The 15013-nt window shown below is 62.8% G+C and carries 11 protein-coding genes and 2 rRNA genes; 6 read left to right on the top strand and 7 right to left on the bottom strand.

Annotated elements, in window-relative coordinates; all coding sequences use genetic code 11:
* Window positions 1-226 precede the first annotated feature (226 nt).
* The 4 genes from V7D81_RS03470 to ctlX form a co-directional block, all read right to left on the bottom strand.
* The gene (locus tag V7D81_RS03470; RefSeq protein WP_324314507.1) at window positions 227-982 is read right to left on the bottom strand and encodes a type III pantothenate kinase; all 756 of its coding nucleotides are present in this window, start codon (window positions 980-982) and stop codon (window positions 227-229) included.
* A complete protein-coding gene (locus V7D81_RS03465; RefSeq protein ID WP_324314504.1) occupies window positions 979-2001 on the bottom strand; it encodes a biotin--[acetyl-CoA-carboxylase] ligase in 1023 nt (340 codons plus the stop codon). The genes V7D81_RS03470 and V7D81_RS03465 overlap by 4 nt, the downstream gene beginning before the upstream one ends.
* A 7-nt stretch (window positions 2002-2008) precedes the next feature.
* Entirely contained in the window at window positions 2009-2653 is a 645-nt protein-coding gene (gene plsY / locus V7D81_RS03460; protein ID WP_324314502.1) for a glycerol-3-phosphate 1-O-acyltransferase PlsY, read from the bottom strand.
* A 94-nt stretch (window positions 2654-2747) separates the two neighbouring features.
* Window positions 2748-3686, bottom strand: coding sequence for a citrulline utilization hydrolase CtlX (gene ctlX / locus V7D81_RS03455; RefSeq protein WP_324314501.1), 939 nt, complete (start codon window positions 3684-3686; stop codon window positions 2748-2750).
* Between the two features lie 117 nt (window positions 3687-3803).
* On the opposite strand from ctlX, the gene lexA reads away from it, so the two are divergent.
* The 6 genes from lexA to V7D81_RS03425 all read left to right on the top strand — a co-directional run bounded on the left by lexA (window position 3804) and on the right by V7D81_RS03425 (window position 13462).
* Complete coding sequence (gene lexA / locus V7D81_RS03450; RefSeq protein WP_324314499.1) at window positions 3804-4448, top strand: transcriptional repressor LexA; 645 nt, start codon at window positions 3804-3806, stop codon at window positions 4446-4448.
* 6 nt (window positions 4449-4454) lie between these two features.
* Window positions 4455-5120, top strand: a complete 666-nt coding sequence (imuA, locus tag V7D81_RS03445; protein ID WP_324314498.1) for a translesion DNA synthesis-associated protein ImuA — start codon at window positions 4455-4457, stop codon at window positions 5118-5120.
* 10 nt (window positions 5121-5130) lie between these two features.
* On the top strand, window positions 5131-6570 hold the full coding sequence (locus V7D81_RS03440) for a Y-family DNA polymerase (RefSeq protein WP_324314497.1): 1440 nt from the start codon (window positions 5131-5133) through the stop codon (window positions 6568-6570).
* Window positions 6567-9656 carry an error-prone DNA polymerase gene (locus tag V7D81_RS03435; protein WP_324314496.1) on the top strand — a complete coding sequence of 1030 codons (3090 nt, stop codon included), beginning with the start codon at window positions 6567-6569 and terminating at the stop codon, window positions 9654-9656. The genes V7D81_RS03440 and V7D81_RS03435 overlap by 4 nt, the downstream gene beginning before the upstream one ends.
* A gap of 153 nt (window positions 9657-9809) precedes the next feature.
* Window positions 9810-12560: a cation-transporting P-type ATPase gene (locus tag V7D81_RS03430; protein WP_324314494.1), complete on the top strand. Its 2751-nt coding sequence runs from the start codon at window positions 9810-9812 to the stop codon at window positions 12558-12560.
* Window positions 12557-13462 carry a universal stress protein gene (locus V7D81_RS03425; protein WP_324314492.1) on the top strand — a complete coding sequence of 302 codons (906 nt, stop codon included), beginning with the start codon at window positions 12557-12559 and terminating at the stop codon, window positions 13460-13462. The genes V7D81_RS03430 and V7D81_RS03425 overlap by 4 nt, the downstream gene beginning before the upstream one ends.
* Before the next feature lie 25 nt (window positions 13463-13487).
* Here the strand turns inward: V7D81_RS03425 and V7D81_RS03420 are convergent, their stop codons facing one another.
* The 3 genes from V7D81_RS03420 to V7D81_RS03410 form a co-directional block, all read right to left on the bottom strand.
* The gene (locus tag V7D81_RS03420; RefSeq protein WP_324314491.1) at window positions 13488-13682 is read right to left on the bottom strand and encodes a hypothetical protein; all 195 of its coding nucleotides are present in this window, start codon (window positions 13680-13682) and stop codon (window positions 13488-13490) included.
* A gap of 90 nt (window positions 13683-13772) precedes the next feature.
* Window positions 13773-13888: ribosomal RNA gene (gene rrf / locus V7D81_RS03415) — 5S ribosomal RNA — on the bottom strand.
* A 147-nt stretch (window positions 13889-14035) separates the two neighbouring features.
* Window positions 14036-15013 (bottom strand): 23S ribosomal RNA (locus V7D81_RS03410); the annotation flags it as partial.

Genomic DNA, 15013 nt, shown 5'->3' with positions numbered 1-15013 from the left:
CTGCATTCAACACGCCACCACCGTAGTGAGTGGTGTGCCCGAGGGGCTTTGCTGGACCGTCGCGCGCAGGGATGCGCGCGCCGGAGCCTACATGGATGTATTCACGGCGTTCCAGCAAAGCCCCTCGGGCACGCCGCTCACGGCATCGTGAGCCACCGATCAGAGAAGACCCCCTCCCTGCCCTCCCCCGCTGCGCGGAGGAGGGGAAGAACAAAGCAGACTGTTTTCAGGCCGGCTCAAGCCGGCCCCACAGGCAGAGCCCCTGCAACACCAGATCCGGCACGGACTCGAATGGCGCGCGGATCAGACGTTCGATAGCGGACGCGGCGCCTCCGGTGAGCAGCAGCGCCGGCTGCACGCCGTGCTCCCGACTCATTGCATCGACCGACCGGTCCACCAGCGCAGCCAGTGCATGAGCCGCTCCCTGGTAGATGGCGCCCTGGGTGTTGTCGGCAAACAGCGCATCGCTGCGCGAGCCCTGCTCCGCGCGCCGTGCGATGTCGCTGGTGTTGCGCAGCAGGCTGCTCACCATGAGATCCGGACCCGGCACGATCAGTCCGCCCAGATGCTGTCCCGACGCATCGACGCCGTCGATGGTCATGGCCGTGCCGACGCCCACGATGCACGTGAGCTGCCTACTACGCTGGTAGGCCGCGATCACGCCGAGCCAGCGATCGACGCCGAGATTTCCCGGCACCGGATAGGCATTGCGCACACCGCAGGCCGCTGCAGTGGACGCCACGAACTCGGGTTGGATCTGCCAGCGTTCGTGAATGCCCGCACGCAGCAGTTCGCCGATGCGCTGCCCGCCGACGTTGGAAATCAGCACGCGCGCAGGCCGCGGCGATCTGTCCAGCACGATGCGCGCGAACGCGCCCGCATCCCAGTCGGCATGCGCTGCCGCATATTGCTCGCCGAGTCCGCGCTCATCGGCGACGGCCCACTTGATGCGCGTATTGCCGATGTCGAACAAGAGGATCATCGCGGCACCGCGCGCAGGCTGACTTCACCGGAGACGAAACGCCGCAGTTCGCCGTTCACGTCGAGCAGCAGCGCACCATCGACTTCGACGCCGCTGGCGATGCCGGCGATGGTCTCGGCGCCATTGATCACCTTCACCGACGCATGCGCCAGCGTATCGAGCCGCCGCCACTCATCGAGGAAGGGCTCGAACCCCTGCGCCGCGAACACCTGCAGCATGCCGATCACTTCATCTGCAATGGCGCCCGCCAGCGCGCTGCGCGTCGGTGTGCGCTCGCCGAGAATTTCGTGAACGTCAGCGATGAGCGCAGCCTGCTGTTCCGCGAGCGCGAGTCGCACCGATGCCGGCATGCGCATGTTCAATCCCATGCCGATGACCACGGTCGCGGGACCACCGGTTTCGCCGCGCATTTCGATGAGGATTCCGCCCAGCTTGCGGTTCTTCCAGATCAGGTCGTTCGGCCACTTGAGGCCGACGTCTGCCGCGCCGAAACGACGCAGTGCGCGCACGACGGCAACGCCCACGGCCAGACTCAGCGCCGAGAACGTCGGCGGCGCTTCCTGAAACTGCCAGCCCAGCGACATGGAAATTCCGCATCCGAACGGCGACATCCACGTCCGGCCGCGACGTCCGCGCCCGGCGCTCTGGATCTCGGCGATGCAGACGTGCGCGCGGCCCGGCGCCAGCGTCACCTCGTTGTAGACATGCCGGTTCGTCGAATCGACCGTCAGCATCACTTCGACGTCATCGAGCAGGCTGCGATTCTCCGCAGCAACGGACTCGAAGATCGCTGCGCGATTCAGCAGATCGACCGGCCGCGGCAGCCTGTAACCCTGCCTCGACACCGATTCGATTTCGATGCCGAGGTCCTGCAGCGTGTGAATCAGCTTCCACACCCCGCCGCGCGAGACGCGCAGCCGCTTGGCGAGTTTCTCGCCCGAGCGGAATTCGCCATCGGCCAGCAGCGAGAGCAGACGAAGTCGGCGCGTGAGTGCCTGGGAACGGCGCGGTAAGAGCATCGCTATTTCAACGGGGACGGAACAGCCAGAGTCTGCGGACGCGGTTCTCCGAACCCTGCAGCATGCGCTCGATGTTCGCGCGGTGCGTGTAGCAGACGAACAGCAGCATCGCGCAGCCGAACGTCAGCAGGGCGATCGGCGGCGACGCGGTCGATACCAGCAGATAGACAGGAAACGCAGCCACCGCCAGCATCGTGGCGAGGCCGACGAATCCCGTGATCATCACGGTCAGCAGCCAGACCAGCAGCACCGGAATCAGCGCTACCGGATACAGGCCGGTCAGGACCCCCAGCAGCGTGGCTGCGCCCTTGCCGCCACGGAATCCGTACCACACGGGATAGACATGGCCGATGACGACGGCGGACGCGCAGGCCACCGCGAGCCAGTCCCGACCGATGGCGGGATCGAGATCGACGAATGGAATCGCCAGGGTCGGCAGCACTGCGGCCGCCAGCCAGCCCTTGCCGATGTCGATCACCATCACCCAGAACGCGAATCCATAGCCCTGCGTGCGCAAGGCATTCGTGCCGCCCGCATTGCCGCTGCCCAGCGTGCGGATGTCGACGCCGCCGCGCAGTTGCCCGACGATCAGGCTGCCGATGAGCGCGCCGAGCAGGTAGGCGATGAGGGTTTTGATGCCGAGTTCGAGCATTGGAGGAGGATAAGTGACGAAAGTGACGAAAGTCACGAAGGTGACGCGGATGAGAGGCTCGAGGTTCTTGCCCTCATCACATTCGTGACTTTCGTCACTTCCTCTCAGGCAGATGCACTTCCGCAATCATGCAGCGGACGCTGCCGCCGCCGAGTCGTTCGATGGTGGGGATGTCGGCGCTCACGATCCGCTCGCCGCGCGCGGTCAGCGCCGCGAGCTGTGAAGCATCGAGCGAATTGCGCGCGCACTCCGACATGGCGATCACGGGCGACCCCAAGCGCGTGCGCAGTTCGAGCATGTTGCCGGCGAAGTTCTGCATCTGGGCCATGCTCAGATCGACGATGACCCGGCCGCTCGATTCCAGCAATCGGATCACGGCCTCACGGCGTGAAGGCTCGATGCAGGCGCTGCAGACGGCGGCGAAATGCTCGCCGACCGACATCAGGACATTGGTGTGATAGATCGGCGCGCCGCCTGCATCGAAGGCATCGAACGCGACGATCTCGTAATCGAGCCGTTGCGCGAACTCGCCGAGTACGTCCATGTCGGTACGCGGGGAAAGACAGGCATAGGCGATGCGATGGCGGCGATCGAGGACGAGACTGCCGGTGCCTTCGAGAAACTTTTCCTCCGCTTCGCGGTGCGTGAGATCGATCGTGCGGCTGACGTGAAAGCCATGTTCGCGATCGAGCGTCTCGATGATGTCGAGCCGGCGTTCCAGCCGGCGGTTCGGCGCCAGCATCGGATACAGCACGACGGTGCCGTCGGCGTGGAAGCTCACCCAGTTGTTGGGAAAGAGGGCATCCGGGGTGTGCGGCTCGGACGTGTCGTCGACGACGTGCACGACGACGCCCGCGAGCCGCAAGCGCTCGGCCAGCGTGTCGAATTCGCGCAGCGCTGCGGCCTGGGCCGCATCCACCGGCTCGCCGTCGTTGAGCTGCTGGAAACGGTTCGACGCGGCGGTCTGCACGTTTCCCGCAAAGCGCACGGGCCGGATCATCAGGATGTGCGAGGCGGTCTGGGCTTCGTTCATGGCGGGGAGGATGTTGGATTCTTGGAGAGCGTCAACCATTAGCGGCAATTCCCTGCTTGCCTGCCTGCGACGACGCTCCTAGACTCGATACCAGACATTCGTCTGGTAATTCGATCCATGCCCCCACTCAGCTCCAGGCAATTGGAAGTATTGGCTTTTATCGAGCAGTTCATGGCTGCTCACGGGATGCCGCCCACTCGCGGAGAGATCGCCGCCGGACTCGGACTGAAAAACCGGCAAGGCATCGACCAGCATCTGCGGGCACTGGCGGGCAAAGGCGCTCTCGAACTCGCCCCGGGGATTTCCCGCGGCATCCGGCTGCCGGGCGTTTCGAGCGGGATCAGAATGAAAACGGCCGACACCGGCAACGGCCTGCCGCTGCTCGGTCGCATCGCGGCAGGCTCGCCCATCCTCGCGCTGGGCAACGTCGAAGATCGCATCGCGATCGACCCCGCCCTATTCCGTCCGCGCGCCCACTTTCTGCTGCGCGTGCGCGGCGACAGCATGAAGGACGCCGACATCCTCGATCGCGATCTGCTCGCCGTGCATCGGACCTCGCAGATCAGCGATGGACAGATCGTCGTTGCCCGCATCGGCGATGAAGCGACGGTGAAGTACTACCGGCGCCAGGGTGATCGCGTGCGGCTCGAACCCGCCAATGCGGCGTACAAGCCGATCGAGATCGACCTGCAGCGACAGGAACTCACGATCGAAGGACTGGCCGTGGGCGTCATCCGCACGGGACTTGCGCATTCGCAATGAACCGTCATGGATCGCGCAGCAACGCTCGAACGGCTCACGCGGCTGTGCAATCTCAATCGCGAAGGCGTCGCGCCGCCCGCGATCGAAGCCACAGGATTTGCTGAACTCGATGCCGCGCTGCCGCACGGCGGCTGGCAGAGCGGCACCCTCGTCGAACTGATGCCGGCACAGACCGGCATCGGCGAACTGAGCCTGCTGATGCCGGCGCTGGCGCGAATCACGCAGGGCGAACGTCGCGTCGCGATGATTTCGCCTCCCTACATTCCCTTTGCGCCTGCGTTGAACAATCACGGCGTACGGCTCGAACATCTGCTGATCATTCGCGCAGAGAAAAATGTCGACGTGCTCTGGGCGATCGAACAGACGTTGCGCTGCCAGTCTTTCGGCGCCGTGCTCGGCTGGCCGGAGGCGATCCGTGATCGCGACGTGCGGCGATTGCAACTTGCCGCCGAGGCGGGTCGCAGCACGGGATTTCTCTATCGTGCGCCGCAGGCCGCACGCGAGGCCTCGCCAGCGGCGATACGCCTGCGGTTGCAGGCAAGCGGCCCTGGACTATCGATCGAAATCCTGAAATGCCGCGGCGGTCGCACCGGACATTCAGTAGCGGTGAACGTCACCTCCCGGCAGATCACCGCCCGCTCCTGCCAGCGGCCGGCCGCCAGCAGCCAGTAGGCTTTCCCCCATGCTCTGGCTTTGCATTTCCCTGCCCGGATTGCCGCTGGAGGCTTTGCAGCCTGAAAAAACCGGCGTGCCCACCGTCGTGACCGCCTGCGAAGGCAGCACGCGCTGGATCATCGACTGCAATGAAGCCGCCGAACGTGCACACCTGAAGGCGCCGATGAATTACACCGTGGCCCTGGCCGTGCAACCGCAACTGACGATGCTGAATCGCAGGATCCGCGCCGAACGGGCGGCGCTCGAACGGCTGGCCGGCTGGGCCTATCAGTTCAGCGGCACCGTCATCCTGGGAGACATTCCTGTCGAGCTGCGTCTGGCACGAACCGCCTGTCTCTGGCTCGAAATCGAGGCCAGCCTCACGCTGTTCGGCGGATTCCGCAATTTCATCGAACGGCTGGAATGCGAACTCAAGCAACTCGACTACAGCTATCGGCTCGGCATCGGACCGACGCTCGAAGGCGCCGCGCTGCTGGCGCGTGCCGGCATCCGCATGGCGGTGACCTCGCCGCATGCGCTGTTCGCGCGCATTCGCAATCTGCCGCTGGGCGAACTGACATTGCCGCCGCAGATCGCCGATCAACTGCACACCGCGGGCGTCCGCACGCTGGGTCTGTTGCTCGAACTGCCGCGCGAGTCCATTGCCAAACGCTTCGGCCCTGACATCAGCGACTTTCTCGATCGCCTCATGGGCGTTGCGGCCGATCCGCGCGTCGCCTTCCGGCTGCCCGAGAAATATGCGGCGCATTTCGAATTCGAGTTCGAAGTCCGCAACACTGAAGCGCTGCTGTTTCCGCTGCAGCGCATGCTGCAGGAGTTCGCCGGCTATCTGCGCGCACGCGACACGGGCGCGCAATGTTTCAGCATCGTCTTCGGCCATCGATCCGCGCCCGCCACCTGCGTGCGTATCGGCGCTTCGACGCCGGAGCGCAACGCCGGACGATTCCTGGCGCTGGTCCGCGAACGCATGCAGCACGTGACACTGCCCGAGCCGACGATCGGATTGAGCGTGCTCGCCGACGAATTCGCCTCACCCACGGCGCTGCAGAACGATCTGCTGAATCGGTCGCTGCAGCAGACCGAAGATCTCGCCCACACGCTCGACCGCATCTCGATGCGGGTCGGCGAAAATAACGTGCATTACGTGCGATCTGCCGCGGATCATCGTCCCGAAAAAAGCTGGACCACTGAGGAAGCCGCGGAGAAGTTTCCGCAGGTGCACTTCCCGGATCGTCCGCTGTGGCTGCTGCCGGAACCGCGTGCCCTGGGCTCTGCGACGTTGCCCGGCCCGGCGTCCCGAGCCGAGCGCATCGAATCGGGCTGGTGGGACAACGATGAGGACGTGCAGCGCGATTACTACGTCGTCCGCATGAGCCAGGGGCCGGATCTGTGGGTGTTCCAGGATCTGCGTACTGCCGACTGGTATCTGCACGGGTTCTGGTCATGAACGCGGCTGCGGGGTACGCCGAACTGCACTGCCTCAGCAACTTCACGTTCCTGCGCGGCGCCTCGCATCCGCAGGAACTGGTGCTGCAGGCCGAAGCGCTCGGCTACGAAGCGCTGGCGATCACCGATGAATGTTCGATGGCGGGTGTCGTGCGCGCCCATGAGGCGGCAAGAAAGGCGAAATGCCGCCTCAAACTCATCGTCGGCTCCGAGTTTCACACCAGCGACGGAATGCACCTGGTTCTGCTCGCCCCCACGCAGATCGCCTACGCGCAGATCTGCGCTCTCATTACGCTGGCCAGAGAGAAGTCACCGAAGGGTCGCTACCAGCTTCATCGCTCGCAGCTCGAAGCGAATCTGACTGAATGCCTGGTGCTGTGGATACCGCCGCCGGAACCGCTGATTTCCCAGGCGGGCTGGCTGCGCAACAGATTCCCCGACCGCTGCTGGATCGCCGTCGAACTGCATCGCGGGGCCGATGATGAATCGCGTCTCGCAGCGTTGCGGCAACTGTCCGCGAGCAGCGGCGTTCCGCTGGTCGCCGCCGGCGATGTGCACATGCATGTACGCGAACGCCGCGCGTTGCAGGACACCGTCACGGCCATTCGTCATGGCTGCACCATCGAACAGGCAGGTCATCGGCTGCTGCCCAATGGCGAACGTCACCTGCGCACGCGAAATGAATTGCAGTCTCTGTATCCCGCAGCACTGCTGGCCGAGACCGTTCGCATTGCCGGGCTATGCCGGTTCTCGCTGGGCTCACTGAAATATCACTATCCCCATGAACTGGTACCGCAGGGCCTGACCGCAACGGAGCATCTGCGGCAGCTCACGGAGGAAGGATTGAAGTATCGATGGCCGAATGGATTGCCTGAAAAGGTCCGGCCCACGGTGGAAAAAGAACTCGGCCTGATCGCCGAGATGGGCTACGAGCATTTCTTCCTCACCGTGCATGAACTGGTGAACTACGCACGCTCGGCAGACATTCTCTGTCAGGGCCGGGGATCGGCCGCCAACTCCATCGTCTGTTATGCGTTGCGCATCACCGAGGTGAATCCTGAACTGATCGACACCCTGTTCGAGCGCTTCATCAGCAAGGAACGCAACGAACCGCCGGACATCGACGTGGATTTCGAACACGAACGGCGCGAGGAAGTCATCCAGCACGTCTATGAGAAATACGGCAGGGAACGCGCTGCCATCGCCGCTACCGTCATCACTTACCGTGTCCGCAGCGCCATCCGCGATGTCGGCAAGGCGTTGGGCATCGATGCCGACATCGTCGATCGACTGGCGAAGTCGCATGCCTGGTGGGACACCTGGGAAAGCTTCTTCGCCAGCCTGCAGAAACAGGGACTGCACCTGGAAGCGGGCGTGGGTCGCCGCCTCCATGCGTTGATCCAGGATCTGCGCGGATTTCCGCGCCATCTTTCCCAGCACGTCGGCGGCTTCGTGATCGCCGAGGAATCCATCAGCCGGCTCGTTCCCATCGAAAACGCGGCGATGCCGGATCGCACCATCATTCAATGGGACAAGAACGATCTGGAAACGCTGGGCCTGCTCAAGGTCGACGTACTCGCGCTCGGCATGCTGACGGCCATTCGTCGCAGCTTCGATCTGCTCAAGCGCGCCGGCACCGGCCCGACGAGCATGAGCGAGATTCCGCGCGAGGACTCGGCAACCTACGACATGATCTGTCGTGCCGACACCATCGGCGTATTCCAGATCGAATCGCGGGCGCAGATGAGCATGCTGCCGCGCTTGCAGCCGCGAAATTACTACGACCTGGTGATCGAGATCGCCATCGTGCGACCCGGTCCGATCAAGGGCGGCATGGTGCATCCGTATCTGAAACGACGCGGCATGCGGGCAGAAGACATTCCTTATGCGAAGGAAGCTCTCCGGCCCATCCTGCAAAAGACCCGGGGCGTGCCTATCTTCCAGGAACAGGTCATGCAGATTGCCATTACCGCCGCCGGCTTCAAGCCGGGCGAGGCGGATGAACTGCGGCGTGCCATGGGTTCCTGGGAACACAGCGGCACCATGAATACGTATCAGCAGAAGCTCATGGAGGGCATGGCGGCAAATGGATATGCCAGGGAATTCGCGGAAGCCATCTACCAGCAGATCGAAGGCTTCGGCGAATACGGCTTCCCGGAATCGCACTCCGCTTCCTTCGCCCTGCTGACTTACATCTCGAGCTGGCTCAAATGCCATCGTCCCGCCGCCTTCTTTGCCGGGCTCATCAACAGCCAGCCCATGGGGTTCTATCAGCCTGCGCAGTTGCTCGAACAGGCGAAGCGTCAGGGACTCGGGATTCTGCCGATCGACGTGAACGTCAGCGAATGGGATTGCACGCTGGAGCCCGATGCGCAGGGCAAGCACGGCATTCGACTGGGGTTCAGACTGGTGCGTGGACTGCGCGAGCCGGAAGGCGAGAAGATCGTCGCTGCACGTGGAGACAGGCCGTTTTTCTCAGTCAAGAACGTGGCCGACCGGACGGCACTCGCCAAACGCGCCATGCGTGCGCTGGCGCTCGGCGGCGTTTTCCGCAGCATTACCGATCACCGCAATATCGCGTTCTGGAATGCGCTGGGAGTCGAACACCTCCCAGGCATGCTCGACCAGGTCGCGGCGACCGACCGGCAGATCACCCTGCCGGCGCCGAGCGAAGCCGAAGAGATCCTGCGCGACTACCGGCAACTGGGATTCAGCACGGGCAGGCATCCGCTGGCGTTGCTGCGATCCCGCCTGCTCCATCGCGGCATCGTGCGTCGACGCGATCTGGAATCGCTGAGCAGCGGCAGCAAGGTCAGCGTCAGCGGCCTGGTCACTCATCTGCAGCACCCGCAGACCGCCAAGGGCGTCATCTTTGCCTCGCTCGAGGACGAGACCGGCATCAACAACATCATTTTCTGGCCGGGCGTGTTCGAGGAGTTCCGCCACGAAATCCTGCAATCCAACCTGATGGCGGTGGAAGGCGAACTGCAGAACCAGGACGGCGTCGTTCACGTCGTCGCAGAGCGCGTCGAGGATCTGACGCCGTGGGTACGATCGCTGCCGAGGAATTCGCGGGACTTTCAGTAGCGCGTGAGCAGCCATAGCGGCTTCGTCGCCGGCCCGCACGTCCTCCATCTGCAATACTCATTGCGGCAATTCCTTAGGGACCGAGGGACCTCACCGGGTGGGTGCAGCAAGCCGCGCCGGGTAGTCTTCCTGCGTGTGATGAGGAGGATGGCGATGACCGACGCGAGCGTATCCCGCGAACCTTGGCATACGCTCGATGCGAATGCGGTCGTTGAACGGCTGAAGTCGGACACCGAGCACGGACTGTCTGCCGCCGAGGCCGCTGCCCGACTGCAGCAATATGGTTCGAACCGCCTGCCGCGCGCGCGACGTCGGCCGGCGTGGCTGCGACTGCTGCTGCAATTCCACAACGTGCTGATCTACATCATGCTGCTGGCGGCGATCATCACGGCGCTGCTGCAGCACTGGATCGACACCGGTGTGCTGCTCGTCGCAGTCGTGGTGAATGCCATCGTCGGTTTCATCCAGGAAGGCAAGGCCGAAAGCGCGCTCGATTCCATTCGCGGGATGCTGGCAAGTCAGGCGACGGTGCGTCGCGACGGCGAACAGCGCAGCGTCCCCGGCGACGATCTGGTTCCCGGCGACATCGTGCTGCTCGCCTCGGGTGATCGCGTGCCCGCCGACCTGCGGGTCGTATCGGCGAAGAACGCACGCGTCGACGAGGCGCTGCTCACGGGCGAATCCGTCGCCGTGGAAAAGAATGTCGAAACGGTTGCCGTCGACACGTCGCTCGGCGACCGACGCTGCATGCTTTATTCCGGATCGCTCGTGACGACCGGACAGGCTGTCGGCGTGGTCATCGGCACGGGTGTCGACACGGAACTGGGCCGCATCAGTTCGATGTTGCGCGATGTGAAGCCGGTGACCACGCCGCTGGTACGACAGATGGCCGACTTCAGCCGCTGGCTGGCCGTCGCCATCATCGGCATTGCGGCGCTGACGTTTCTGCTCGGTACGTGGTGGCGCGGGCACTCGCCGGCGGACATGTTCACGATGGTCGTGGCACTGGTCGCTTCCGCCATTCCGGAAGGATTGCCGGCGATTCTCACCGTGACCCTGGCGCTGGGAGTACAGCGCATGGCACGGCAGCGCGCCATCATCCGTCATCTTCCTGCCGTCGAAACACTCGGATCGGTGTCGGTGATCTGTTCCGACAAGACCGGCACGCTCACCCGCAATGAGATGACCGTGCAGCGTCTGGTGACCGCCGGAAAAATCTATGACGTGAACGGTATCGGCTACGCGCCGAAGGGGTCGATCGATGTCGGCGAGCAACCGGTCACACCCGCAGAAGATCGCGACCTGACGTTGTGCTGTCGCGCTGCCATTCTGTGCAACGACGCGACCCTGAATGAGGATGGCGACGACTGGCGCATCGTCGGCGACCCTACTGAAGGTGCACTGGTCGTCTTCGCTGCGAAGGCCGCACTCGACGCCGGCGACGAACGCTCGCAGCACTCGCGACTCGACGTCATCCCTTTCGAATCCGAGCATCGCTACATGGCGACGCTGCATGCGCACGCGGGCGGCGCGATCATGTTCATCAAGGGCGCTCCGGAACGGGTGCTGGACATGTGCTCGCAGCAACGCGTCGACGGCACTGACGCACCGCTCGACCCGGATTACTGGCGGCGTCAGGCCGTGGACTGCGCGGCGCGTGGATTGAGACTGTTGTCGATCGCCTGCAAGACTCTGCCGGCGGATGAACCCAGGATTCCCGAAGGCGCCGTCGACGGCGGATGCACCTTGCTCGGACTGTTCGGCATCATCGATCCGCCGCGCGAGGAGGCCATCGAAGCCGTCGCCACCTGTCACGGCGCCGGCGTGAGCGTCAAGATGATCACGGGAGATCATGTCGAAACGGCGCGCGCCATCGGTGCGGCGCTCGGCATCGGCAAGGGCGAACCGGCACTGACGGGCGCCGAGATCGAGAGCCTCGATGATCAAGCTCTGCGCGCCGTCGTGCATGACATCGACATCTATGCGCGGACCAGCCCGGAGCACAAGCTGCGCCTCGTGAAAGCCCTGCAATACAACCGGGCCGTCGTCGCCATGACTGGCGACGGCGTCAACGACGCGCCGGCCCTGAAGCGTGCCGACATCGGTGTCGCCATGGGACGCAAAGGCACCGATGCCGCCAAAGAAGCTGCGGCCATGGTGCTGACCGACGACAACTTCGCCACGATCGGCAACGCCATTCGCGAGGGGCGCGGCGTCTACGACAACATTCGCAAGTTCGTTCTGTTCATGCTGCCGACCAACGGCGGCGAAGCGCTAGTCGTCATCATCAGCATCCTGTTCGACCTGCCTCTGCCGCTGACGCCAGCGCAAGTACTGTGGATCAACCTGGTGACGTCGAGCACGCTCGGCGTGGCGCTGGCCTTCGAACCCACCGAATCCAACGTCATGCAGCGCGCCCCACGAGATCCGGGAGCAGGACTGCTCGACCGCCTTCTCGCCTGGAGAGTAGCGGTCGTATCGTTACTCATGATGGCGGCAACGCTGACGCTGTTCCTGTGGCAACTCCATCTCGGTGCTGGCATTGACAGTGCGCGCACCATGGCCGTCAATGCGGTCGTGGCCTGTGAAATTTTCTATCTTCTCAGCAGCCGCTCGATCCATGGTTCGATGGTCCATTCGCGCGTACTGTCCGGAAATCGATATGTCCCCCTCACGATCGTCGCCTGCATCATCCTGCAGATCATCTATACCTATACGCCGCCGATGCAGCACGTGTTCGCAACTGCAGCGCTGGGACTTGCGGAATGGGCGATGGTGATAGCCGCGGGAGCCGTCCTGTTCCTGGCCGTCGAGATCGACAAGTCGCTGCAGAACCGGAAGAGGCGCAAGCGGAAAGCAGAAAATACGCCTTCAGTCGACAACTCCAATCGGGTGACAGCATGAGCACTACATATCGCATTCTTGCTGCCACAGATTTTTCAGCGGACGCCACCAACGCCGTCGAGCGGGCAGCAATGCTCGCAGCGGAACACGGCGCGCAGTTGCGGTTGCTGCACGTGGTCAGCGAGCCGTCGGTCGTTCAGTTGCGGGCGGGGCTGCGCTCAGGAACGGATGTTGAGCGCTTGCTGGTCGCGGAAGCGCGGCGATCCATGGAGAAACTCGCGGGTGAGATTCAGGCGCGTCATTCAGTGATCGCCATTCAGCAGGTCGAGGTCGGATCGATCGTCGACACGGTGCTGCTTGTCATGAAGCAGTCAGATCTGCTGGTCGTTGGACCGCGCGGCCTGCACCCGACACAGTCGCTCTTCATGGGATCCATGGCCGAGCGTTTGCTGAGACGCGCAGTATGTCCGATGCTCGTGGTACGAAGTCCACCGCGAACACGCTATGCGCGGATCCTGATTCCCGTCGATTTTTCATCGCATTCGCTGGCGGCGATCGCGTTCGCGCAATCGCTGGCGCCTGGCGCTACACGGCAAGTGCTGCATTCCTTCGAATGCCCGTTTGAAGGCCAGCTGCGCATGGCTGGCGTGCAGCAGAACATCATCGACGAATACCGCCAGGACGCCGCCGTCAAGACACGAACATCCATGGATGAATTGCTCGCGTCCATACCGGAGAAAGCCTTGCGGTCGACCATCGACTACGGCGATCCGCGCGCAGTGATTGTTGCGACGGTAGAACGTCAGGCTGTTGACCTGATCGTCATCGGCAAGCGCGGGCGCTCCATGCTGGAAGAGCACTTCATCGGCGGCACCACCCGTGCGGTACTGGCAGGAGCGTCATGCGACGTCGCGGTGGTGCCCGAGAACTCTCCTCTCAGGGGAAAGTCGTCGTCCAGCTAAGAACGACGTCCTGGGCGCGTCGTCCTCAGCCGGTAGCGTGGCGGGGATAGGAAACCGTTTCAGATTTGATCGTCGACGCAAAATGCTTGGCAGCCATTGCCTGACGCAGCTTCTTTGCCGCATCGGCCCGCTGACGACGCGACTTGTTGATCGCCGCCTTGGCGACCGAGACATCGATGACGTGGCTTCTGACGATCTGGCGCCTTTCGAGGGTGTTCATGTGCCACTCCGCTGCAGTGCGATCAAATCGAATCGTGCAAATGGAAAAAGCCCTGCCGGATAGACCGGCAGGGCTTATTCGCATTTAAGAGCCTGGCAGTGACCTACTCTTGCATGCCCGAAGGGCACACTACCATCGGCGCACAGCGTTTTCACTTCCGAGTTCGAAATGGGATCGGGTGGTTCCCGCTTGCTATTGCCGCCAGGCAAACTGGCTCCGCGTACTGGCTCGTTGATTGCTCAACGCGCCCCGGAATTCGAAAGTTGTTTGACGCTCATGTCACATTCATGAGTATCCAAGTCGCCCAAACCTGCAACAGTCCTTGAAGACTGTCCAAGCCAATTGGGTGTTATATGGTCAAGCCTCACGGGCAATTAGTACTGGTTAGCTCAATGCATTACTGCACGTACACACCCAGCCTATCAACGTCGTAGTCTTCGACGGCCCTTTAGGGGAATCGAGTTCCCAGGGAAACCTAATCTTGGGGGGGGCTTCGCGCTTAGATGCTTTCAGCGCTTATCCCGTCCGTATATAGCTACCCGGCAGTGCCACTGGCGTGACAACCGGAACACCAGAGATACGTCCATCCCGGTCCTCTCGTACTAAGGACAGCTCACCCTCAAGTTTCCAACGCCCACGGCAGATAGGGACCGAACTGTCTCACGACGTTCTGAACCCAGCTCGCGTACCACTTTAAATGGCGAACAGCCATACCCTTGGGACCGGCTACAGCCCCAGGATGAGATGAGCCGACATCGAGGTGCCAAACACCGCCGTCGATATGAACTCTTGGGCGGTATCAGCCTGTTATCCCCAGAGTACCTTTTATCCGTTGAGCGATGGCCCTTCCATACAGAACCACCGGATCACTAAGACCTACTTTCGTACCTGCTTGATCCGTCGATCTTGCAGTCAAGCGCGCTTATGCCTTTGCACACACTGCACGATGTCCGACCGTGCTGAGCGCACCTTCGTGCTCCTCCGTTACTCTTTGGGAGGAGACCGCCCCAGTCAAACTACCCACCATACACTGTCCCCACCCCGGATTACGGGGCAAGGTTAGAACTCCGAACATTTCAGGGTGGTATTTCAACGTTGGCTCCATCTGAGCTAGCGCCCAGACTTCAAAGCCTCCCACCTATGCTACACAAAAAGGTTCAAAGTTCAGTGTAAAGCTGTAGTGAAGGTTCACGGGGTCTTTCCGTCTTGCCGCGGGAACGCCGCATCTTCACAGCGATTTCAACTTCACTGAGTCTCGGGTCGAGACAGTGTGGCTATCATTACGCCATTCGTGCAGGTCGGAACTTACCCGACAAGGAATTTCGCTACCT

The organism is Povalibacter sp. (assembly GCF_036735925.1).
Taxonomy (GTDB): Bacteria; Pseudomonadota; Gammaproteobacteria; order Steroidobacterales; family Steroidobacteraceae; genus Steroidobacter.
Note: the sequence above shows the minus strand (reverse complement) of the source record. Positions and strands in the feature narration are given on the sequence as shown.

Bases quoted from the DNA above. Each gene is read 5' to 3' on its own strand.
- V7D81_RS03470 (WP_324314507.1), bottom strand. From the start codon at position 982: ATGATCCTCTTGTTCGACATCGGCAATACGCGCATCAAGTGGGCCGTC.
- V7D81_RS03465 (WP_324314504.1), bottom strand. From the start codon at position 2,001: ATGCTCTTACCGCGCCGTTCCCAGGCACTCACGCGCCGACTTCGTCTG.
- plsY (WP_324314502.1), bottom strand. From the start codon at position 2,653: ATGCTCGAACTCGGCATCAAAACCCTCATCGCCTACCTGCTCGGCGCG.
- ctlX (WP_324314501.1), bottom strand. From the start codon at position 3,686: ATGAACGAAGCCCAGACCGCCTCGCACATCCTGATGATCCGGCCCGTG.
- lexA (WP_324314499.1), top strand. From the start codon at position 3,804: ATGCCCCCACTCAGCTCCAGGCAATTGGAAGTATTGGCTTTTATCGAG.
- imuA (WP_324314498.1), top strand. From the start codon at position 4,455: ATGGATCGCGCAGCAACGCTCGAACGGCTCACGCGGCTGTGCAATCTC.
- V7D81_RS03440 (WP_324314497.1), top strand. From the start codon at position 5,131: ATGCTCTGGCTTTGCATTTCCCTGCCCGGATTGCCGCTGGAGGCTTTG.
- V7D81_RS03435 (WP_324314496.1), top strand. From the start codon at position 6,567: ATGAACGCGGCTGCGGGGTACGCCGAACTGCACTGCCTCAGCAACTTC.
- V7D81_RS03430 (WP_324314494.1), top strand. From the start codon at position 9,810: ATGACCGACGCGAGCGTATCCCGCGAACCTTGGCATACGCTCGATGCG.
- V7D81_RS03425 (WP_324314492.1), top strand. From the start codon at position 12,557: ATGAGCACTACATATCGCATTCTTGCTGCCACAGATTTTTCAGCGGAC.
- V7D81_RS03420 (WP_324314491.1), bottom strand. From the start codon at position 13,682: ATGAACACCCTCGAAAGGCGCCAGATCGTCAGAAGCCACGTCATCGAT.